The organism is Dendronalium sp. ChiSLP03b (assembly GCF_034531165.2).
Taxonomy (GTDB): domain Bacteria; phylum Cyanobacteriota; class Cyanobacteriia; order Cyanobacteriales; family Nostocaceae; genus Dendronalium; species Dendronalium minutum.
Map to the genome: position 1 here is coordinate 1 of NZ_JAVRBR020000100.1, position 21,314 is coordinate 21,314.

Sequence of the window (21,314 nt, forward strand, 5' to 3'; positions counted from 1 at the left end):
GTACGATCTATTCGTGGGTCTGACATTTGTGCGAAGTGGTCAGCAATAGTAATTTTGGGCTTGAGTTTCACACGAAGTAGGGCAATAGTACTACTTTTACAATGACTCTACCATCAAAGTTTGAATGCTTACTTATATGTCACCCACTATCACTACTTTTTTTCTGCATTTAGTATTCTTGTACTATATTTAGATGCGTTCGCCCTGGGGGAACAAAGGAGTCGGGGCATTGAGTTGGATATTATAGGCGAGATTTTGCCAGGGTGGAAGGTGAGCGCTTCTTATGCTTATACCGATGCAGAAGTCACCGAGGATAACTCCATTCCTGTTGGCAATAGATTAACGAATGTACCAGAGAATCAAGCTAGCCTCTGGACAACCTATGAAATCCAAAATGGCGATTTGAAGGGTTTGGGATTTGGTTTGGGGCTATTTTATGTATGTGCGCGGACGGGAGATTTAGAGAACTCGTTTGAATTACCCGATTACTTCCGTACCGATGCGGCAATTTTCTACCGTAGAGATGGTTTGAAGGCTGCTATCAATATCCGCAACCTATTTGATACGGAATATTACAGTTCCAGCCAGGGATTAAGAACGTTTGTGAGAGCGGGTGCGCCCTTTACAATCATCGGTTCCATAGGTTGGGAATTTTAACTCACTCTTGTGTGGGCAATCGGCTGAGGAATTTGCTTGAACGCAACATAAGTCTTCTGGACAACCTACCAAATGTTAGTTAAAAAAACATTCTTCGCAATGACAAAGAAAGCCATTAGTATAATTACAGCATTGTTAGTTATCGTTAAAGCTGTTTGCCTTTTGACTTTTGCTAAATTTGTTTGGGTTGTCCATACTATTTTTTCCAGCTTGCGTGTCTTATGGAAACCTCGACGAATTTCTAGCAAATACAAATTGTTACCATTCTTGCTGACAATAGTTGCTATTTTAGCGATCGCAGCTTGCCAAAACGATAGATTGCAGCTAGAGAAAAAGCAAACAAGTTCAACTGCTGTGCGAACACCAATCGAAACAAGAGTTATTAACCATGCTTTAGGTCAAGTTGAAATTCCACTTAAACCGCAGCGAGTTGTTGTATTAGAAGAAAATCTGATTCTCGATTCTGTAATGGCACTGCGTGTAAAGCCAGTTGGTGTCGTGTCTTGTCTTGACTGTGAGGAAAATTTTCGGGGTATACCCAGTCAGTTAGTTGCTGACATTCCAGTTGTGGGCAGTATTGGCAGTCAACCTTCCCTCGAAAAAATCCTTAGTTTAAAACCAGATTTAATTTTGGGGTTAACATGGGTCAAGAATTCTTATGGACTCCTTTCCAAAATTGCCCCTACAGTACTGATCGATTTTCCCAGTATGTATGACTTTAAAGAAAGACTACGATATGTAGCCCAGGTGTTGGGAAAAAGCGATCGCGCAGAGAAACTTCTAACTCAGTACCAAGATCGAATCCAAAAATTGCAGCAACAATTAGGACAACAACTAAAAACAAGAACAATATCTGTGATTTACCTTGCAGGTTCAGCAGATGTTTTCTATACCTACAGACCGGACTTTCTCGCTTTTGGTCAAATCATGAGCGACGTAGGTTTAAGATTAATCCAAAAAAATCAAAAAGAACCTCAGTTAACATTAAGCATTGAAGTTTTACCCGAATCCGATGCCGATATTTTATTTATTATGACAGAACTCTTGAATAAGGATTTTAAACAAGCAAATCCTGAGTCTTTATCTTTCTTGCAAAAGCCTATTTGGTCAACACTTAAGGCTGTTCAAAATAAACAAGTATACAAGGTAAATTGGACTGTCGGAGGCCCTATTGGAGCTAATAGAATAATTGATGACCTCTTCAAATACTTAGCGGGGCTTAAACAAAACTGAAGAAGAAAAAAGACTATACTACTTAATTAGTATAGCTTTTACGTGGAAAAAAGCTCATGAAAGAAATGATAACTCAATTCCTGTTTATCCCGAACTCAGGTTATGTAGGTTGTTTGGTTTGCAACCAACGAATCACTAGAAAACTAATCGTTCCATAAAAAATTATAAATATCAAAAGCGTTAGTTCTCCAAAGAACCATTTGAAATCTAATCCCTCACCTATCCAAAAAGTACCAAATGCCATGAGTATGATCCCTGCACTTAGCTTAATTAAGATTTCTGGAACTTGAAGCAATTGTCCATGTAGCAAAGTTACTAAAGCAGTTGTTAATAAAAACGCTAAAACACCTCCTGATAAAGATTCATTCCAAGCACCTGATGCTAAACCAAGAGTGATGATAACAATGGCTACTTCTAACGCTTCAAGAGCAGCGCTTTTAGTCATTAAAATAAAGTTTAAGAAGTTGAAGCCAGTATTTTCTGTTTTTAAAACAATCCCTTCAGAGGTGAGCGGATCGCTAACCCATCCAGCGCGTTTACCTTCAACTTGTCGCCAAACCGACTTTTTTACCCACCCGAAACCGAACCATAGTAGCAACAAGCCAATAACAATTTGCAGTAATTCTAGGGGAATAGCTTGTAATTGAGTTCCTAATAGTATCGCTGCTACACTAACAGCAGACAAACCTGCAATTACCCCTAAACTCGCTTCTCGTGGGTACCCAGAACTAGCGATCGCATAAGCAATTGCTGCTGTTTCGATAAACTCTACACTGGCGCTGCTTAAAGCACTAACAAATACACCAATATTCATACTGCTTTTTCCTATCCTTGAATTTTGAGTTACATAATTCAAAATCAAACAACCTGCAACCTGATTAAATTTTAATTTGCAATTTTCCCTTACGTCCGATTGGCACACACATTGGCGTTCCCAAAATTGGGTCAGGAATAATACGACACTCCAACTCAAAAACCTCCTGTACCATCTCCTGGGTCATTAATAGCTTTGGTTCCCCAGCCGCAAAAATCCGACCATCTTTGACAGCAACTAGATAATCAGCATAACGGCACGCCTGATTCAAGTCATGTAATACCATTACAATCGTCCTTCCCTGACTTTGGTTCAATTCATACAACAAATCCAAAACTTCTATTTGATGTGCCAAATCCAAGAAAGTAGTTGGCTCATCCAAAAGTAAAATATCCGTATCCTGCGCTAGTGCCATCGCAATCCAAGCTCGCTGTCGTTGTCCACCAGACAAAGTATCTAATGCTCTATCTGCCAACTCCAGTAAATTTGTAATCAACAGCGCTTGTTGCACGATTGTTTCATCTTTGGCTGACCACTGTTGTAACCAATTTTGATAGGGGTAGCGTCCTTGTGCTACCAAGTCTCTGACTGTTAACCCTTCCGGTGCAACTGGCCCTTGGGGCAAAATGCCCAACTGTTGAGCCACTTCTTTAGTGGAAAGTCTCAAAATAGACTCTCCATCAAGATATACCGTACCAGTACGTGGTTTCAGCAGTCTTGCCATACCTCGTAACAAAGTTGACTTACCGCAACCATTAGCACCAACTAAAGCGCTAATCTGTTCCGTGGGAATTGCCAAATTCAAGTCACGAATAATCAGCGTACCATCGTAAGCTAAAGACAGATCTTGAGTTAATAATCCTTTCATAAGCTTTATTTTTTACGGTTACGAATTAGTAAAAAAAGAAAATAAGGAGCGCCGATAGTAGCAGTTACCACCCCACAAGGAAGTTCGATAGGTGCAAACAGCGTTCTTCCTAGCAAGTCTGCACTCACAACAATCACTCCGCCCAATAGTGCCGAGGTAAGAATTAACCCTTGATGATTTGTACCTACCAACTGTCGTCCTAGATGAGGTGCAATTAATCCAACAAAGCCAATCATTCCCGCAGTAGCAACTCCTGCACCTGCTAAGGCTACACCCACCAGTACGAGTAAACCACGCTCCCATTCCACACGAGTACCTAGACCTTTGGCAACATCGTCTCCTAAATTAAGAGCGTTTAAATGTCTTGCTTGTATCAACGCCATCGGGACAAAAATGAGCAACCAGGGTAAAAAGGAAAACACTTGTTCCCAGGTACGTCCGTAGACACTGCCAGCTAACCAAACTAAAGCATTACTAACATCACTAATTTCCCCAAAGGTAATCATCAAGCTGGTGAGCGCACTAGCGATCGCGGATAAGCCCACACCCATCAAGATAAATAGAATCGGCGAACTTCCATTGTTCCAAGCCAGTGAGTAAATTAAAACAGCCATCAATAAAGCACCAGCAAAAGCTGAAACAGGTAAGGTGTAAATCGGTGCTGATGGAAATAGGATAATTACTAAAACTGCTGCTAAACTTGCTCCAGTATTGATGCCGATAATACCAGGGTCTGCTAGCGGATTGCGTGTTAGACCTTGAAAGATAGTACCAGAAATTGCCAGTGCCACTCCTACCATAAAAGCGACAAGGGTGCGGGGTAGGCGCAGATTAGAAATCACAAAGGCATGGTCTGGGTTGCCTGTATCTATACCCAATACAGTTTTGACAATATCAAAGGGCGAGATGGGATATTCACCTCTACCCAGATTCATTACCATTGCCACCACAATCACTACTGCCAAACATAACAGCATCAGTGGTACGCGTCGGTCAAGCCGGAAAGATATTGCCTCGAAACGAATGACTAGCCAATCAAGCTTCATTTTTTCACCTTTGACTTAGCTAGGTACACAAAAAAGGGAGCGCCAACCAGCGCTGTCATCACACCTACAGGTAATTCCTGCGGTTTGAGTAATACACGGGCGGCAATATCTGCAACCAGGAGTAAAGTTGCGCCTACAACTGCGGAGTAAGGCAAAATCCAACGGTAATCAGCTTTGATGAAAAATTTCACCACGTGGGGAACGACTAAGCCAATAAAGCCGATTGGCCCTGCAAGCGATACTGAACTTCCCGCCAGTAAAACAACGCTGATGGCTGTGATGATTTTCACCCAAGCTGTCTGTTGACCCAAGCCTCTAGCTACATCTTCACCAAGACTCATGGTAGTAATTTGTCTACCAAGAGCAAAGGCAACGCCTAATCCAATGACGATAAAAGGCAATGCTTGCAAGAACATATTGACATCGCGTCCAGCCAATGAACCAGCTAACCAAAATCTAATTTCTTCTAACGTTCGTTGACTGACGATAAGGATAGCAGTGGTGAGGGAAGAAATGAGAGCCGCGAGTGCCGCGCCTGCTATTGTTAGATTCAGTGGGGTAGTGCCTCCTCGTCCGAGAGAACCAAGGAAGTAGACTAACATTGCTGTGGCTCCTGCACCCAAAAAAGCCACAATGGTTAAAACACTCAAGTCAGAAGTGCCAAAAACAAAAATTGTTGCAACTACAGCCAGTGCTGCTCCTGACTCAATACCCAAAATTCCTGGATCTGCTAAGGGGTTGCGTGTCAAACCTTGCATTAAGGCTCCGGATACTGCTAAAGCTCCTCCTACAAAGATCGCAATGAGCGATCGCGGCAATCTCACTGTTTGAATCACTAAGTGTTCGTAAGAACCATCAAAAGCCATAAAAGATGTCAAAATCTTACCTAGAGGAATGTCTGTTGCACCCAAAGTGACACTGTACACCAAACAAATTAGCAAGATACACAGTCCTAGAACGAGACCAAATAAAGTTGATACTTGTGGCTTTTTGAATCCTTTAGGTGACACCGTGCTTGGTTTTATCATTATCTTGCTGTCACTTGAAAATATTACACTCTACTGGTTAGTTGTTTATTTTAATTGGCACTCTCAATATTTAACAGTTTTATAATCATTAAATTGATAATCTTTCTTGATAAATTTATATATACATTACATTATTATGCAGATTTTATAACTATTCTCAGATTTTTAAAAGGAATAAAAGATACAGTTTGAGCTTTGATATTTATTCTCAATAAAGTGGTATTGTTTAGATCGACCTGAATCTGCTTTATCAGAGCCACTTGCGATCGCTAGGATGCGTTGTCATTAATAGCAGTTTCAGTCACCAGGCGTTACATCTGCACATGGTGGTGTGAATGAGGATTGATATTTTACTCAGGGTTTACAAAAGAAAATCAATACAGGTTTTACCCTTAATACTTAGTTTGATAATGGTTTTGTTTGTAGGAAGTCACACTATAGCCGTACCAACAAAATCCACAGAGATATTATGGGATACCTATGGTGTACCGCACATCTACGGAAAAGATAACCAGAGTGCATTTTATGCCTTCGGTTGGTCGCAAATGCAAAGTCACGGAGATTTGCTTTTGCGTCTTTATGGTCAAGCACGAGGACGCGCAGCCGAATACTGGGGAGAGGAATACACAGAGTCAGACCGATGGGTATTGACGACCGGAATTCCAGAACGCGCCAATTCCTGGTACAACGCACAGAGTTCAAATTTTCGCAGTTATCTTGATGCTTTTGCAGCTGGGATCAATGCTTATGCTTCCCAAAATCCTAAGTTGATAAACGATGAAGTGGAGATGGTGTTACCAATCAAGCCGGAAGATGTGATGGCTCACCTACATCGGGTACTCAATTTCACCTTTGTGGTCAATCCAGAGCAAGTATTAGAGTTGAGCAAACAAAAGTTGCAAGCAGGATCTAATGGTTGGGCGATCGCACCAAGTCATTCTGCTAGTGGGAAGGCAATGTTGTTAGCAAATCCACACTTACCGTGGTCAGATTTATTTCTGTGGTACGAAGCTCAAATTACTGCACCGGGAATCGACGCTTACGGAGCCACACTTGTAGGTATTCCTGTATTGGCGATCGCCTTTAACAACAACTTAGGTTGGACTCACACCGTTGACACCTATGATGGTTGGGACTTATACGAACTCACACTAGCAGATGAAGGTTATCGCTTTGATGACAAAGTTCGTAACTTCGAGACAAAAACCTTGTTTTTGAAGGTGAAGCGCAAAGATGGCTCGTTGCAAGAACAACCGTTAGTAGTGAAAAATTCTGTCCACGGGCCTGTGGTAGTTGAGAAAAATGGTAAAGCCTTGGCACTGAGAGTTGCAGGCCTAGACCGACCAGGTGTACTTCAGCAGTGGTGGGATATGGCACGTTCTCAAAACCTCAATCAGTTTGAAACCGCACTCAAGCGCCTACAACTATCGATGTTTACGGTAATGTATGCAGATAAACAAGGGCATATTATGCACCTATTCAACGGTCAAGTTCCGGTGCGTTCTTTTGGCGATTTTAAATACTGGCAAGGCATAATCCCAGGCAATACATCCAAGACCTTATGGACAAAAATTCATCCTTACCAGGATTTACCGCGCGTAGTTGACCCCAAGAGTGGCTGGTTGCAAAATACAAATGACCCGCCTTGGACAACTACATTTCCGACCGCCATTAATCCAGATCGCTACCCGCCTTACATAGCACCTCGCTTCATGGATTTCCGATCGCAACGTTCTGTGAGGATGTTGGCTGAGGATGACAAAATCTCTTTTGATGAAATGATTGCAGATAAGCACTCTACTCGCATGGAACTAGCGGATCGAATTTTGGATGATTTAATCCCCGCTGTACGCAAGTATGGCCAGGAATTAGGGCAAAAAGCAGCCGACGTTCTCGAAGCCTGGGATCGCCAAGCCAATGCAGATAGTCGAGGGGCGGTACTATGTGCCTCTTGGGTAAAACAGATGGACTGGGATCGCATGTTCAGTAAACCTTGGAGTGAAAAATCTCCACGCACCACACCCGATGGCTTGGCTAATCCCAAAGTTGCAGTGGCAACACTCGAAGCGGTAGCAGCACAGGTACAAAAGACTTATGGGGCACTTGATGTTTCGTGGGGAAAAGTTTTTCGGTTAAAGTTGGGTAATGTGGATTTGCCTGCCAATGGTGGAGACGGTAACCTAGGAATTTTTCGCGCACTTGATTTTGCTCCTGAAGGAAACGGTCAGTTCCAAGCGGTTGCAGGTGATTCCTATGTTGCTGCGATTGAATTTTCTCATCCAGTACGAGCGCAGGTACTAACTAGCTACGGTAATGCAACTCAACCGGAATCGCGCCACATTAGCGACCAGTTACAGATGTTTGCCAACAAAAAGTTGCGTCCTTGTTGGCGATCGCGCTCAGATATTCTTGCCCACCTAGAAGAACGCAAAGTATTCTGAAGATTATGAGGAGACAGCAATGAAAGATCGACTAGTTATAATTCCCAAATCTATGCAGAAAGCCCAGAAAACCCTCCTCTGTGCACCTCTGCGGACTTAATGATAAGTCTTTAATCAGACACGATATAACTAGTATCTGCTGCTTGTACTGCGATCGCACCATGAAACATATTCATACCACAGCTAAAAGCATATTCACCTGTTTTTTCAGGTGTAAACTCAATAGATGTCAATTTATTGAGTGGTAACTCGGCAGCAATCCCAAAATCAGGGATTAACACTTCTGCAAGACAATCACTGGGATTCTGGCGCAGAAAGTTGAGTTGAACTCTTTGCCCTGCTTTCACAACAACACGATTTGGTGTATAGCCCTTATCCACTTTGATAGTGACTTTCTGAATTCCTTGCTCTACTGTCGATTGCAAAGATGGAAGTTCTACGGTTGCTTTATTTTGATGAATCGAAGTTGAGGATTTGGATTGAGGTTCTGCCATCGTTTCCTGCTTCTTTGAAGCTGTAGATTGAGTGACTGAAGCTTCGGCTCGAATTTCACCACGAAACATGTTCATGCCACAGGTAAAAATATAATTTCCGACTTGTTTGGGTGTAAATTCCACAGCGGTCGCTTGATTGAGTGGTAAATCTACGGCAATATGAAAGTCTGGAATTAGCACCTGCTCCAAGCAACTACTAGGATCTTTGCGGTCAAACAAAAGCCGCACGGGCTTAAGCGCTTGCACCACGATACGGCTTGGCTCATATCCACCGTCAACGGTCACGGTTACTTCTTGGATACCCTCGCCTGCTGCAACTGCCTTCTGGGACTTGGGCTTACTGAGCAAGAACCACCAAAGTTCTAAGCCAATTAGCCCTAATCCACCAAGCGTAACTGCAACTTTGTTTCCTAACGGCAGGTCAATGCGTTGAAATTGACTTGTTAGCTCTGTTTGAGATGAGTGGGTTTCATGCGATATTTGTGCGGCTGCTTTACCAGAAGCAAGTCCCAACACAATTCCTAGACTTGCGATACTACCGATGATTGCTGTTTTATTCATTGAAAAACCTCTTATGGGAATGCAACTGTGCGACAAGCTACGCTAAAGCCTCTGGAATTGACCCCGAAATCACCCCCAGCAGAAATCTGAATTCTGCTAAACTGCCGAAAAATATCACTTTAATTGAGCATCATCATTTCCTCTAGCCAAGTGTTTTAGGTTGAAAGTTCCGTAACCGTAACGCATTGCTGACTACAGAAACCGAGCTAAATGCCATTGCTGCACCCGCGATAATGGGGTTAAGTAACCAACCGAAGATCGGGAAGAGAATACCAGCAGCAATTGGAATGCCAGCAACATTGTATATGAAGGCAAAGAATAGGTTTTGCCGAATGTTGTGAATCGTAGCGCGGCTGAGTTGAATGGCAGTAACGATGCCTTGCAAATCACCAGAGATCAGCGTGATATCACTGGCGGCGATCGCCACATCTGTACCTGTGCCAATTGCTATACCGACATCAGCTTGAGCCAAAGCTGGTGCATCATTAATCCCATCACCGACCATTGCGACAATTTTGCCTTCTGTTTGCAGTGCTTGCACTGTGGCTGCTTTTTGGTCGGGACGGACTTCTGCCAAGACACGTTTGATACCAACCTCACGAGCAATACTTTCTGCGGTACGACTGTTGTCGCCTGTGAGCATCACGACTTCTAAACCAAGTTTTTGCAACGCTCTTACCGCTTGGGTAGAAGTAGGTTTGATAGCATCAGAAATACCCATCAATCCTTTAATTTCTCCGTCTACTGCCAGCCAAACCGCGGTTTTACTTAAGTATTCTAAGCGTTCTTTGTCGTTTTGTAGAGATTGAGTCTCGATGCCCAACTCTTCCATCCAGCGTTGCGTACCAATTTGTACAAGGCGATTGTCAACGATACCTTGAACGCCACTACCAGCCAGGGCTTCAAAATCTTTGACAGACGCGATTAATCGCGTCTCTACTTGAGATTGAGCATATCTGACAACTGCTTCTGCAAGTGGATGTTCGGAATTTTGCTCCACAGATGCAGCTAGTTGTATCAGCTTGATTTCGTTACTATTGCGAGTGCCATTAACTGTGACAAAATCTGTAACTGTTGGTTTACCTTGGGTAATTGTGCCTGTTTTGTCTAGTACTATTGTTTGAATCTTGTGTGCCAGTTCTAAACTTTCGGCTCCCTTAATGAGAATGCCATTTTCTGCACCTTTACCCGTGCCTACCATTACAGAAGTTGGTGTGGCTAAACCCAAAGCACAAGGACAAGCAATAATTAATACCCCAACTGTAGTAATCAGCGCTAGGGTCACGTTGCCCATGATGTTGTACCAAATGATAAAGGTGAGAAGAGCGATCGCAATCACCGCCGGGACAAACCAGCCAGTAACTTGGTCTGCCAACCGTTGAATCGGAGCTTTAGAACCTTGGGCTTGCTGCACTAGTTGGACAATCTGCGCCAGCACTGTATCCTTCCCTACTCGTGTCGCCCGGAACTTGAAGCTCCCAGTTTTGTTGATGGTGGCTCCAATCACTTCATCCCCAGGTTGCTTTTTGACTGCTAGACTTTCACCTGTTACCATCGCTTCATCAACTGTGGATGTCCCCTCAACTACTTCTCCATCAACAGGAATTTTCTCACCAGGACGAACAAGTACCACATCGTCAATCTGTACCTGTTCAATCAGCACATCAATTTCTCGTCCATTACGAATTAAACGTGCTGTTTTCGCTTGCAAACCAACCAGTTTACGAATTGCTTCTGAGGTTTGTCCCTTGGCGCGGTTTTCTAGCCACCGTCCCAAAAGAATTAAAGCAATAATTACAACTGCTGCTTCATAATATACATCTGGCTTTAATCCTTGAGCCACAAAGAAACTGGGGAAAAGTGTGGCGAACAGAGAATATACGTATGCTGCTCCTGTGCCTAAAGCAACTAGAGTATCCATTGTGGCAGCGTGTCGTTTCACAGCTTTCCAGGCATTTTTGAAGAAATCGGCACCGCACCAAAACAGTACTGGGGTTGTCAGCACCAGCTGTACCCAAGAATTATGCAACCATGTCGGAATAAAAGGCAAATTCAATCCCAGCATCATGGGTAACGACCCAATTACCAATACAGCACCTATGACCCCAGCCACAATCACTTTCCGCAGTAGATAACGAGATTCTCGCAAACGAGCCGTTTTCTCGGCATCATCTTCTCCTGCCATCAGGTTTTGTTCTTGGAGTGGATAGGCAGAGTAACCTGCTGTATCCACTGCATCTTGGATGGCTAGTACATCAGTTGCTCTGGGGTCATACTCAACCGTTGCCTGTTCTGTCCCAAAGTTCACACTACATTCATTCACACCTGGGACAGAACTAATTGCTTCTTCGATACTTCTAGCACAAGAGGCGCAACTCATGCCGCGCAGTTTCAGTGTGGCTTTTTCCATTCTTCTGACTTCTTAGTAAGTACTTGTATTAGTTTTTATGCAATTGAATAGCCCGCTGCTATAATCGCTTCCTTAACTTCGGTTTCAGATGCCTGGGTTTCGACGCTGACTAGCTTCGTTTTCGGATCGGCCTCAACCTTAGCTGTGGTGTCAACTGCTTGGATGGCTTTTGTGATAGTCTCGCCGCAAGCAGAACAAGCCATGTTAGGAACTGTTAACTGAATCATAGTTTTAATCCTTGATTTGCTCAACTAATTACATTGTGAACTCTCCAGTAAACTGGAGAGTCAAGGGGAGGAGAGAAATTTTTTGAAAGGACAGTCGCGATCGCTTTTATCGGGTGAGTAGCGATCGCTCTCGTCGCAACGGTGGTTCTGGTTTGGGATTAGCCATTTTCAGGCTATTATTCATGCACATCAAGGCAAATTAAACGTACAAAGTGAATTGGGTAAAGGTAGTATTTTTACAGTTCAATTACCTAAGGAAAAATGATCCCATTTCTAAAAATGTTTGCGACAGATAGAGCATTCAAGATAAAGTCATAGCCAGTTAGGAAAGCAGCAATTTCAGGAGTCAATTGAGCAAGAAGTTGAGTAGTCTTAATTGGCAAATTTTCCAGGTTCTCAGCCACTCACCAATTGGCTTAACTCCTTTAAGTGAATGCTATCTCTGTTATATTTACCATCTGTCGCATTCTTTTTTCAAATTGGTATAACTAATGATTAATGACGAACCTTTCGTAGATTTACGCAAGTATGACCAATCCTGGTTTGATCGGGGACGACCTGGTTGGTATATTTTACTTTGGTGGTTGATGCAAGCGATCGCCTTTCCCCTCACTCCTCAACCGCTAAATATTCTGCGTTGTGCTTTGCTGCGGTTGTTTGGCGCTCGTATTGGCAAAGGCGTATTGATTAGACCCACTGCCCGCTTCACATACCCTTGGAAAGTCACCATTGGCGACTACAGTTGGATTGGCGATGACGTAGTTTTATACAGCCTAGATGAGATTCGCATCGGCGAACAGTGCATAATTTCTCAGAAAAGTTATTTATGTACTGGTAGCCATGATATCCAAGACCCTGCTTTTGGGTTGAAAACAGCGAGTATCACTATAGGTAATGGAGTGTGGGTAGCAGCAGACTGTTTCGTCGGTCCAGGAGTAGAAATTGGGGCTAATGCAGTAATTGGCGCTCGCAGTAGTGTTTTTACTCACATGCCTTCCGGTCAGGTTTGCTTGGGAAGCCCTTGTCGTCCCAAATATTCAAGGCTGGGAAAATAGAAAAAAGATTGACTGATGACTGAAGTCATCAGGAGCCATCGCTGGTCAAAGTCAGCAAATATCGTCAAGCGATCGCAACTCTATCTCCAATCCAAGCAAAGGCGAAGTTGATTGCTCTGGGGTTGGATGGCAAAACCCCTTTATCAGTACAGGCTTACCAGGCTCAAAATCAACCTCAAAACCTAAGCTCACTCTCATGTGATTTTGTTTTCTAGTGACTTGGAGTTGTCCTACGAGCAATTAATTGACTACTACAAACTTCGCTTTCAAATTGAATTCATTGATTGGTGATGTAATTACCTATCGTAACAAATTCATTGCTTGGCGAACACCAGCAAGGATGTTTTCTGATTGTCCAGAACTGCTAATTGCAAACAAAATATCTCCAGACTGAGCAAATGTAGAGATTGGTTTGCTGAAAACCTGTTCATAGCCAAAGTCCTTACTAATGCAGGTCACTAAGGCACTGTCGTTGAAAGCGATCGCCAATCCTCAACAAGTAGTATTCTGTCTGGGATCGGATGGTTCACAGCAAGAAGGAAATAATGCTGAAGCCGCACGTTTAGCTGTAGCCAAAAATCTCAACATCAAATTGATTATTGACGATAACAATTCTACTTTTAGTGGATATCCCTCAGATTATTTACCATTTCCGAAATCACAATGGCGCGGCTGAATAAATCCAACGTTCTCTGCCAATTTTCCCATAGGATGAACTAGCAGACAACACCTGCCATTTTGGAGCAATCACCCTTTGCCGAAGTGTTCAAAATTCCAAATTCTGCAAAAATCCGTAGATGGCACAGATTCTAGAGGCGATCGCAAGCTTTATTCTGTTGTAGCGACTTTCGGATGCAACATTGCTGTCTAAGCTAACTTCTGTTTGTAGTAAGCGATTTATCGCTCTGGTCAAGGGTTTCAAGGGCTAAAGCCTTTACTACAAGCTTTTATTTAATTAAGTCTTTCTACTTAGTATCAATTCTTTCTAATCCACTGTAGATATTGAACCGTTCGCCACGCAGGAACCCAATTAAAGTAATCCCAAATTCTTGAGCTACAGACACTGCCAAACTGCTAGGGGCAGAAACAGAACAGACAATGGGAATCCCAGCAGCGGTAGATTTTTGCAAAATTTCAAAACTGGAGCGTCCGCTTACCATGAGAATATGATTATTTAAAGGCAATTCTTCACTGAGCAAAGCTGTACCGATCAATTTATCCAGGGCATTATGCCGTCCTACATCCTCTTGCAAGTTCAACAATTGCCCTTGAGTATCGAAGACAGCCGCAGCGTGCAAACCTCCCGTAGCAGTGAAGATACCTTGAGCCGCCCGCAGCAGATCGGGTAGGCTGTAAATGATTTCAGATGTCACCATTAAGTTAGGGGGAATTTCGGGATATCCCCGCAAACGTAAACCTTCAAGGCTAGCTTTACCACAAACACCGCAGGCGCTATTGGTGTAGAAGTGGCGTTCCAAAGGCTGTAAATCTGGAATCAAACCCTGTCGTAGTTCTACATTTACAATGTTGTATCGCTGCTCACCGTCTACTGATTCATCCACACAATAGCTGATGTGTTGGATATCTTCCCTACAGTTAATTACTCCTTCGCTGTAAAGAAAACCAGCAGCTAATTCAAAATCTGCTCCTGGTGTTCGCATCGTAACGGCTACTGTGCGAGCTTGGGAGACAAGGCGAATTTCTAAAGGTTCTTCAGTGGTGAGATAGTCTTGTCGAAGACGCTTTTTGCCATTTTCGACTACCCAAACTTGCGCTTTAATTTTGCTTTTAATAGGTATTTTCATTAATTACTATAATAATCACAAACAATTAGTCACAATTGGTCTCTATACCTCTGTGCGATCGCGCTTTCTTCAAAACTGTATCTGTTAACCTGACTTTTGGCATTGGTTTGATGTCTTGGGAAGCTGACCCAACAGAATTTCAAACTACTTGGTTGCCTTGTTTAGAACAGTACGCACATAAGTTGGTAATCATTGCAGGCTTAGAGGAGTAAACAATGGAACAGTTTGAGTTCAATGTTTTCCTTTGCCACAATAGTAAGGATAAACCTGCGGTCATAGAAGTTGCTGAACAACTCAAGCAATGTGAAATAAAACCCTGGTTAGATATTTGGGAATCACCCCCTGGTCGTTATTGGCAGGCTTCATTAGAGTTTTTTACACGTTCATTTCTCCTTATCTTTTTTGATTTGTCAAGTTCATACTGTACCAACTTAGATGAGCTTACCCTATTCTAAATGTTGACGTGTAGATGCGAAATTTTAGTCATATAGTGCATATTTAAGCGCTATCATCTGATAACATGAAAAATCCGTTGATGAAGTCAGAAATAATGAGTGTAACAATTGTCTAGAAGATGATTTCAATAACCAAGGTGAGTGTGGATTTTAATTCAATTTGATTGCTTCTGAATTTTTCTAGTTTTCACTCGTTTGACGCGAAGCGATAAAAAGCCCAATTGTGTAACGAGTATTGTGCTTTTACCTATTGATTATTTGTTTGAAACTTAAAGCTGTTATAGAGTATGTAGAAAAAGCATTTGGCTACAAATTTTAGTCAGAACATACTTCACTGTTGTTTTGGCGTAGCCACTTATACAATTTGTTGTTCTAGAAAGGATGTAATTAGTTCTATATAGATACTTGCAGCTGCCGTGATAAAAGCTAAGATTCAAATTGGTAGGCAACAGTGTCCAACCAATTCACCCCTATTAATGTAAACAATGCCAAGTAAGGTAATCAACGTCAAAGAATACACTGTTAGAGCGCACAAGCGAGAGATTCACACTCGGATTTTTAACTTTGTCTGTAAGCAGTGCGAGCAACCGACACAACGCGAGACTTTTGGCCCAAGACCACTGTACTGTGAGCAATGCCGTGCGCCACAACCACCGAAGAAGTCTTCAGTACCTCCCAAGAAAAAAGCACTGCCCAGACCCATGACTTATAAGAGTGACGTAGACCTATCTCAATAAGGAAGAACCACAAGTCAGAATACATGAACAAAAAATGGGCATCAAATGGCTCACCAAAATTTGGCATCGAGTAAAGCTATTAAGCTTGAAAAGTATTGCCAGCACCCAGTCACCCCAGCAACGAATGTGATTGAAGAACCGATTGGTTCTGTGTCCGTCACAAATGTTAGATAAACATCAAACAAGGTGCTTGTGAATAGTTATTTCAGAAGCATCTTGAGTTGATTTTGAATAATGAGAAAACTTGCACTTATCATAAGTGTTTTCTCTAGTCAGTTGGTACGATTAAAAGCTATTATCGGTGTATTCATTGTCTCATGTTGTACATTTTGAGCTAGCAGCAGATGTGATATGTTAGTTTTACTAGTAATCGATAACAAAAATGTAATGCTGCTAAAAGCGATAGCGGTTTTGGTTTAAAAGTTTATGGATAGTCAATCGCAATTACAGTCTCCTCCTGAAACCTTTCTTGCTCCACTGTTAGAATTACGAGATTACTATGCTCCTCTAGTAGAAAATTACGAGAAATTATACACACAAGCTTTAGCAAATCTCAATCATGTAGAAGCATTGCTATCTAATTGGTCTTCTAACTCCCAGCTTAACGGCAACCTGTCAACAGATGAGATGATGAATGAGGTAGTGACTGCTTCTGCCTTTGAAAACTTACGCATCACTGAGACTCAAGTCAAATTGGGAGAGCCGACTGACTCTGAAATTGAACAGACAAATGATTTAGAGATAGATAATTCATCTAGAACGTCTCAAAACATCGATATACCGTTAGTGGCGGGTGAAGTAGTTACCGCTGCTGAATCAGAAAATTCGTTGTTCGTAAACAGCGATAGCATTACTGAACCCCAAGTGGATTTGGTACAGCCTGTCGGTTCCGAAGTTGGACAAACAAATGATTTAGAAATAAATGAATCATTTTCAGAATCTACGGACACTGACACACCCGAACAAGCTCCAGATAAATTGCTTAAGTGGTCAGAGATTCCAATGAATAGCGAGTATCAATCTCTAAACCGCACCGAAGCAATCCAAAAGGTATTGCAAAAACATGCTGGAACTATGTGTCACATTGATTTTATCGTGCGATCGCTTTATGGGGAGTTGAAACCAGATGTTTTTAAAGTAGTTAAAGGCAGAGTTCATTCAACACTTACTCGTGGCAGAGAAAGTGGTAAGTGGTTTACTATTCCTGGCAAACCTGGATGTTATACGCTGGACTTAAAATTACTTAACTCCAATCGTAATAGTAGTTCTTCTAAGCAAAGCAAAAATCAAAACAAGAAACCTGACCCAGTTGCAAAAACCAATCTTATTCCAATGCTTGGAGAATTTGAAGGGCAATTTTTGATTGATGCGCTCACCTCTTTGTTGCAACAAAACCCAAAAAAAGTTTTCAATGTGGCAGAAATTATCGAAGAATTATATGGAGAACTTGATATATCAGATGTTAGAGAAGTTAAACCCAAAGTGCTGAATGAATTATCGCGGGGACATCGCACAGGGCGATTCTCAAGAGTGCCTGAAGAAAAAGGACTTTATACTTGGGATTCTAAATTACTAACAAAAGCAAGCGCTAGCTGAAATAGTGTGAGCAATGTTGCCTGCTAAGAAGAATTCAGAATAGCTGAATTCTTCTTCAATTACTACTTTTAATCTCAAGAATCAAAGTAAAATTTTACAGATTCTTTAAACTAAACTGTGCGCGTTTGCACTTGATGACAGCTTCGCCAACCCTAAGTAGGCCGGCGTGAAGATTTATCGTTAAAGCAAGGCAGAAGGGAAGAGGGTTTGAGTTAACTTTACTTATCGTTACATAGTTCGGTTTATTTGCGCCTTTCTACTTATACAAATTTCAACAAATCAAACCATCTACTCAACCCAATTGAGCTTACCGATTAGCTATTAATGATTGTTCGCGAATAGTTGATAATACTAATGGCGGGCGCAGGCAAAGATAAGCAAGAGAACCGAGCAAGGGAACAAACACCACTGCTAAAAATACCTGAGCATTAGGGAAACGACGACGAGCCATATCATCACCAACAACAGTAGGAAATAAAAAATAGAACAGGCAAAATGCCAAGCTCATGCCATTGATAAAGCGATCGCTTTGGAACTGCTGCACATAATCTCCCCAATCACCAAAGGCAAAACCATAGACAAGCAAGATAACTGTGCTTAAAGTCAAAACGATGCCGTAAAGGCGAGAATCCAGCAGATTCAAAAAAGCATCCTTTTGTCCAGAAAATTGTTGATTAGGTTCGCGAAAAGCCAAATATGGCAAAAGACCAAGTACACCTGAACCCACTGATGCTATGGCAAAAGGCCAAAAAGGAATCCATTGCATTCTGCCATCAATGAACAATAAACCACTATAAATTAATAGCCAAATATCCACTAGAGAAAATAAACAAAGGATAATTGGATTGATAGCAGCCCACTCAAGAGTAAATATATTTTTTAACAGCGTTAGCGTTTCATCTAAGTGCAGGGGCGGCGCTAACAACAAAATATAGGCGATAAATCCAGCCCACAATAACCACAATGCAAGTTTAAGAGTCATAATCTTCAGCTGGTGTGCATAAAATTATTTCAAAGACAGAATTAATTAATTGAGTATCTGGTGTTTGCCAGTTGACGCTAGAACTTTTATCAGGCAGCCAGGATAAAACTATCAATTAGTTAAATCATTTTGCATTGTAAATTATCAATCCGCTGCTCATTGTCGCTCGATGGGCATAGCTTCTGCTACCGTTTGCACGATCGCCTGTGAGGAATCATTTAAAAATGACTAACCAATTATTAAGGAATAGGAACGACTGAGGAGCCTTAGTCGTTCCCCCAATAATGTGCTATGGGTACAAGCTTAAAAAATAGCTAAGTACATGCCTACCTTCCGAAGAAGGATTATAGGCATGTATTGCTCTATACAAAATTCAGTAACAATTGCTCAATAACAGTCACTGTCTATAACTGGAGGTTCAACCGCTGCCTAGAAATCTAATGAATTTCTCTGATATGACTGCTGCCAATTTATTGCGATCGCTACGATGACAAGGTGGTTCTGTTCTGTTGCCTTAGTATCAGTTTTCTAAAAGATGTTATTCAATCTCTAGTCCATCGGAAATTGGCATCTCAACAACAAGATTCAACTTAATTTAACAAGTCGAGAATCTGAACTTTCCGGTTTACTCAGCATCCCATACTGAAGACAAAACAACCCGAAAGCCACATACTCTTAGTCCACCATCTGACTCGTTCCAGCTACGACTGGCGCTGCGACAAAGTTCTGCACTAAAACTCCAAGAACCACCGCGTAGTACTCGACGATAAATATCACCGCCAACTTCCCATACTGTTCCATCTGTTGGTGCGCCATAATAATTGTTATGCCAAGGGTCAGCACACCATTCCCAAACTAACCCGTGCATGTCATACAATCCAAAGGTATTCGCTACCTGAAAACTACCGACATCGGTTGTTTCTTTACGATATCTAGTTTTGGCTTCACTAGAGTAAGTATCGCTGTCGCTACAAGTTACTAAATCAGGGGTAACTGTTTCGCCAAAGTGGAAAGATGTAATTGTTCCAGCGCGACAAGCATATTCCCATTCCGCTTCACTGGGTAAACGATATTCGCGTCCGGTTTTTTGTGAAAGTCTCAGGCAAAATTCTACAGCTTCGTGCCAAGACACATTTTCCACTGGTCGATTCTGACCTTTAAATTTGGAGGGGTTGGGATTTAAGGCTTGTTTGACTTTGGGTAAACCCGCTACTGCTCTCCACTGTGCTTGAGTTACGGGAAATTTTCCCATAAAAAAAGGTTTGATTGTAACTTGATGTTGGGGACGTTCGTCAGCATCTCCTTCAGACTCTGGTGAACCCATCATAAATGTACCACCAGGAATAGAGACCATTTCTATCGTGATACCTTTACTCAATTCTTCTATAAAAAATTTAGCACTGGGGCGATCGCGGCTTACCTCTCGACCAGCTGTATCTACTGTAACTACTTCAAATTCAAAGGTTTGTAAGGGAGGTAATGGAAGATTGACTTTTTGTGGTAGCGGTAATTGTATTAATGTATGTTGGGTAGTTTCTATAATTTGTGGTTCGACAGTAGAATTTTTTGACTTCAAGTCATTTAAAACATCTGCTGCTGATTGATATCTTTCGCTAGGCAAATGTTTTAGTAACTTATCCAAAATTTTGCCTAATTCATCACTAATAGTAATAGTTTTTTTCTGTAAATGCTCTTGCCACAACCATTTACCATTCATGGCATCATAAAGACCATCATTAATTTGCCCGTAAGCATCTTGTAAAGGCAAACATTGAGTCAAAAGACGCACGCAAGTTACACCTAAGGCATATAAATCACTGGCATGACAAGCAAATCCAGCCATTTGTTCGGTTGGGGCATAACCGATGGTATAAATAACCGTAGCTTGTCTGGCTAAACTAGTTTGTGTTACCTGTTTTGCACCACCAAAGTCAATTAATACTGGTTTGCCGTCAGTTGCTCGGCGGATGATATTTTCTGGTTTGATATCCCGATGGATAACATTACGAGAGTGAACGAATTCGAGAACTGGCAATATATCAATTAAAAGCTGGCGGATTTGTTCTTCGCTAAAAGGTTGTTGTTGAACTTCTTGTAAGAGAGTTAGTCCTTGAATAAATTCTTGGACAAGATACAAACTTAAACCTTGTTCAAAGTAAGCTAGTAATCTAGGTATTTGGGTATGATTTTCTCCCAATTCATACAACCGAAATGCCTCTTCTTTAAAGAATTCTGCTGCTTTGGTGCGTTGTACTGTTCCTTGAACTTGAGGGAAGAATTGCTTAATAACACAAGGAGCATCCAATCTATCTGCGTCTTCGGCTGCATAGGTTCTGCTAAATCCGCCTTCACCTAATAGCCTCAATACGCGGTAACGGTTTCTCAGAAGTTTGCCAAAGCTGCTTTGTCCACAACTGATGCAAAATCTATTACCGTCGGGGTTGAATGGATTTGAGCAATTGGGATTTTGGCAGATTTGCATAATGAAGAGAAAATAGCATCTTGTCCCAAGTTAGCCCTAATATTGTCAAATTGAAAATAGATATCTAGTGCAAGAAAGCAGTTCTGTTGAATACAGAAGGAATATTGCTTGTATAGTCAACTTAATATCCTTTTTCAACTGATAGTTATTTCACTTATTGCTGCCACGCTGCACTAGATAAATAAATTCGTTATATCTTTCATCTGTGTATATATCTAATATGAAAAACTACAGATGAAGAACTTTTATTTATTTGTAGCTTACTGGTACTTTTTAAGTAATAGTACATGCGATTAAACAGATATCTATTACAACAAGAAATAATAAGACTAAGCTATTGACTTTGTCAAGCGTATCTCCATAGTATTAGTCTTCATGAATTAAGTGAAGACTCTAAACTAGCTGATACAAAAATAACCTGAT

The 21,314-nt window shown here is 41.7% G+C and carries 20 protein-coding genes and 2 pseudogenes; 11 read left to right on the forward strand and 11 right to left on the reverse strand.

The features are described 5' to 3' along the window. Nucleotides 1-207: 207 nt before the first annotated feature. Nucleotides 208-657, forward strand: a pseudogene (locus tag RMY31_RS23205) (TonB-dependent siderophore receptor); the annotation flags it as partial. 99 nt (nucleotides 658-756) lie between these two features. Beyond that, nucleotides 757-1,890 (forward strand): iron-siderophore ABC transporter substrate-binding protein, encoded by a 1,134-nt coding sequence (locus RMY31_RS23210; protein WP_409878213.1) that lies wholly within the window; start codon nucleotides 757-759, stop codon nucleotides 1,888-1,890. A 100-nt stretch (nucleotides 1,891-1,990) separates the two neighbouring features. On the opposite strand, the gene RMY31_RS23215 is transcribed toward RMY31_RS23210, so the two are convergent. The 4 genes from RMY31_RS23215 to RMY31_RS23230 form a co-directional block, all read right to left on the reverse strand. Next, nucleotides 1,991-2,704, reverse strand: coding sequence for a hypothetical protein (locus RMY31_RS23215; protein ID WP_322666820.1), 714 nt, complete (start codon nucleotides 2,702-2,704; stop codon nucleotides 1,991-1,993). Between the two features lie 64 nt (nucleotides 2,705-2,768). Beyond that, on the reverse strand, nucleotides 2,769-3,572 hold the full coding sequence (locus RMY31_RS23220) for an ABC transporter ATP-binding protein (RefSeq protein WP_322666822.1): 804 nt from the start codon (nucleotides 3,570-3,572) through the stop codon (nucleotides 2,769-2,771). A 5-nt stretch (nucleotides 3,573-3,577) separates the two neighbouring features. Continuing rightward, nucleotides 3,578-4,618, reverse strand: coding sequence for an iron ABC transporter permease (locus RMY31_RS23225; RefSeq protein ID WP_322666824.1), 1,041 nt, complete (start codon nucleotides 4,616-4,618; stop codon nucleotides 3,578-3,580). Continuing rightward, nucleotides 4,615-5,646: an iron ABC transporter permease gene (locus RMY31_RS23230; protein ID WP_322666826.1), complete on the reverse strand. Its 1,032-nt coding sequence runs from the start codon at nucleotides 5,644-5,646 to the stop codon at nucleotides 4,615-4,617. Before RMY31_RS23230 ends, RMY31_RS23225 begins: the two co-directional genes overlap by 4 nt. Before the next feature lie 335 nt (nucleotides 5,647-5,981). Here RMY31_RS23230 and RMY31_RS23235 point away from each other — a divergent pair, with 335 nt between their 5' ends. Continuing rightward, a complete protein-coding gene (locus tag RMY31_RS23235) occupies nucleotides 5,982-8,087 on the forward strand; it encodes an acylase (RefSeq protein ID WP_322666828.1) in 2,106 nt (701 codons plus the stop codon). Nucleotides 8,088-8,197: 110 nt separating this feature from the next. Here the strand turns inward: RMY31_RS23235 and RMY31_RS23240 are convergent, their stop codons facing one another. The 3 genes from RMY31_RS23240 to RMY31_RS23250 form a co-directional block, all read right to left on the reverse strand. Continuing rightward, nucleotides 8,198-9,142: a cupredoxin domain-containing protein gene (locus RMY31_RS23240; protein WP_322666830.1), complete on the reverse strand. Its 945-nt coding sequence runs from the start codon at nucleotides 9,140-9,142 to the stop codon at nucleotides 8,198-8,200. Between the two features lie 142 nt (nucleotides 9,143-9,284). After that, entirely contained in the window at nucleotides 9,285-11,552 is a 2,268-nt protein-coding gene (locus RMY31_RS23245; protein WP_322666832.1) for a heavy metal translocating P-type ATPase, read from the reverse strand. Between the two features lie 35 nt (nucleotides 11,553-11,587). Beyond that, the gene (locus tag RMY31_RS23250) at nucleotides 11,588-11,779 is read right to left on the reverse strand and encodes a heavy-metal-associated domain-containing protein (protein WP_322666849.1); all 192 of its coding nucleotides are present in this window, start codon (nucleotides 11,777-11,779) and stop codon (nucleotides 11,588-11,590) included. Nucleotides 11,780-11,877: 98 nt separating this feature from the next. Here RMY31_RS23250 and RMY31_RS23255 point away from each other — a divergent pair. Next, nucleotides 11,878-12,044, forward strand: a pseudogene (locus RMY31_RS23255) (ATP-binding protein); the annotation flags it as partial. A gap of 226 nt (nucleotides 12,045-12,270) precedes the next feature. Further along, nucleotides 12,271-12,834: a hormogonium polysaccharide biosynthesis acetyltransferase HpsU gene (gene hpsU / locus RMY31_RS23260; RefSeq protein WP_322666834.1), complete on the forward strand. Its 564-nt coding sequence runs from the start codon at nucleotides 12,271-12,273 to the stop codon at nucleotides 12,832-12,834. A gap of 300 nt (nucleotides 12,835-13,134) precedes the next feature. Here the strand turns inward: hpsU and RMY31_RS23265 are convergent, their stop codons facing one another. Next, nucleotides 13,135-13,293 carry a hypothetical protein gene (locus RMY31_RS23265; protein WP_322666836.1) on the reverse strand — a complete coding sequence of 53 codons (159 nt, stop codon included), beginning with the start codon at nucleotides 13,291-13,293 and terminating at the stop codon, nucleotides 13,135-13,137. Between RMY31_RS23265 and RMY31_RS23270 the strand changes: the two genes are divergently transcribed. Then, a complete protein-coding gene (locus tag RMY31_RS23270) occupies nucleotides 13,283-13,510 on the forward strand; it encodes a hypothetical protein (RefSeq protein ID WP_322666853.1) in 228 nt (75 codons plus the stop codon). The genes RMY31_RS23265 and RMY31_RS23270 overlap by 11 nt on opposite strands. Nucleotides 13,511-13,799: 289 nt before the next feature. Here RMY31_RS23270 and fdhD read toward each other — a convergent pair whose 3' ends face one another. Further along, nucleotides 13,800-14,639 carry a formate dehydrogenase accessory sulfurtransferase FdhD gene (fdhD, locus tag RMY31_RS23275; protein WP_322666838.1) on the reverse strand — a complete coding sequence of 280 codons (840 nt, stop codon included), beginning with the start codon at nucleotides 14,637-14,639 and terminating at the stop codon, nucleotides 13,800-13,802. Between the two features lie 35 nt (nucleotides 14,640-14,674). Here fdhD and RMY31_RS23280 point away from each other — a divergent pair, with 35 nt between their 5' ends. The 5 genes from RMY31_RS23280 to RMY31_RS23300 all read left to right on the forward strand — a co-directional run bounded on the left by RMY31_RS23280 (nucleotide 14,675) and on the right by RMY31_RS23300 (nucleotide 17,427). Then, nucleotides 14,675-14,851, forward strand: a complete 177-nt coding sequence (locus RMY31_RS23280; RefSeq protein ID WP_322666840.1) for a hypothetical protein — start codon at nucleotides 14,675-14,677, stop codon at nucleotides 14,849-14,851. A gap of 3 nt (nucleotides 14,852-14,854) precedes the next feature. Beyond that, complete coding sequence (locus tag RMY31_RS23285; protein WP_322666842.1) at nucleotides 14,855-15,094, forward strand: toll/interleukin-1 receptor domain-containing protein; 240 nt, start codon at nucleotides 14,855-14,857, stop codon at nucleotides 15,092-15,094. A 485-nt stretch (nucleotides 15,095-15,579) separates the two neighbouring features. Then, on the forward strand, nucleotides 15,580-15,831 hold the full coding sequence (locus tag RMY31_RS23290; protein ID WP_322666844.1) for a hypothetical protein: 252 nt from the start codon (nucleotides 15,580-15,582) through the stop codon (nucleotides 15,829-15,831). 45 nt (nucleotides 15,832-15,876) lie between these two features. Continuing rightward, nucleotides 15,877-16,005 carry a hypothetical protein gene (locus tag RMY31_RS23295; protein WP_322666846.1) on the forward strand — a complete coding sequence of 43 codons (129 nt, stop codon included), beginning with the start codon at nucleotides 15,877-15,879 and terminating at the stop codon, nucleotides 16,003-16,005. Between the two features lie 252 nt (nucleotides 16,006-16,257). Further along, the gene (locus RMY31_RS23300; RefSeq protein ID WP_322666847.1) at nucleotides 16,258-17,427 is read left to right on the forward strand and encodes a hypothetical protein; all 1,170 of its coding nucleotides are present in this window, start codon (nucleotides 16,258-16,260) and stop codon (nucleotides 17,425-17,427) included. Nucleotides 17,428-17,734: 307 nt separating this feature from the next. Here the strand turns inward: RMY31_RS23300 and RMY31_RS23305 are convergent, their stop codons facing one another. Then, entirely contained in the window at nucleotides 17,735-18,409 is a 675-nt protein-coding gene (locus RMY31_RS23305) for a hypothetical protein (protein ID WP_409878214.1), read from the reverse strand. A 625-nt stretch (nucleotides 18,410-19,034) separates the two neighbouring features. Continuing rightward, nucleotides 19,035-20,891: an SUMF1/EgtB/PvdO family nonheme iron enzyme gene (locus tag RMY31_RS23310; protein ID WP_409878215.1), complete on the reverse strand. Its 1,857-nt coding sequence runs from the start codon at nucleotides 20,889-20,891 to the stop codon at nucleotides 19,035-19,037. Nucleotides 20,892-21,314 lie beyond the last annotated feature (423 nt).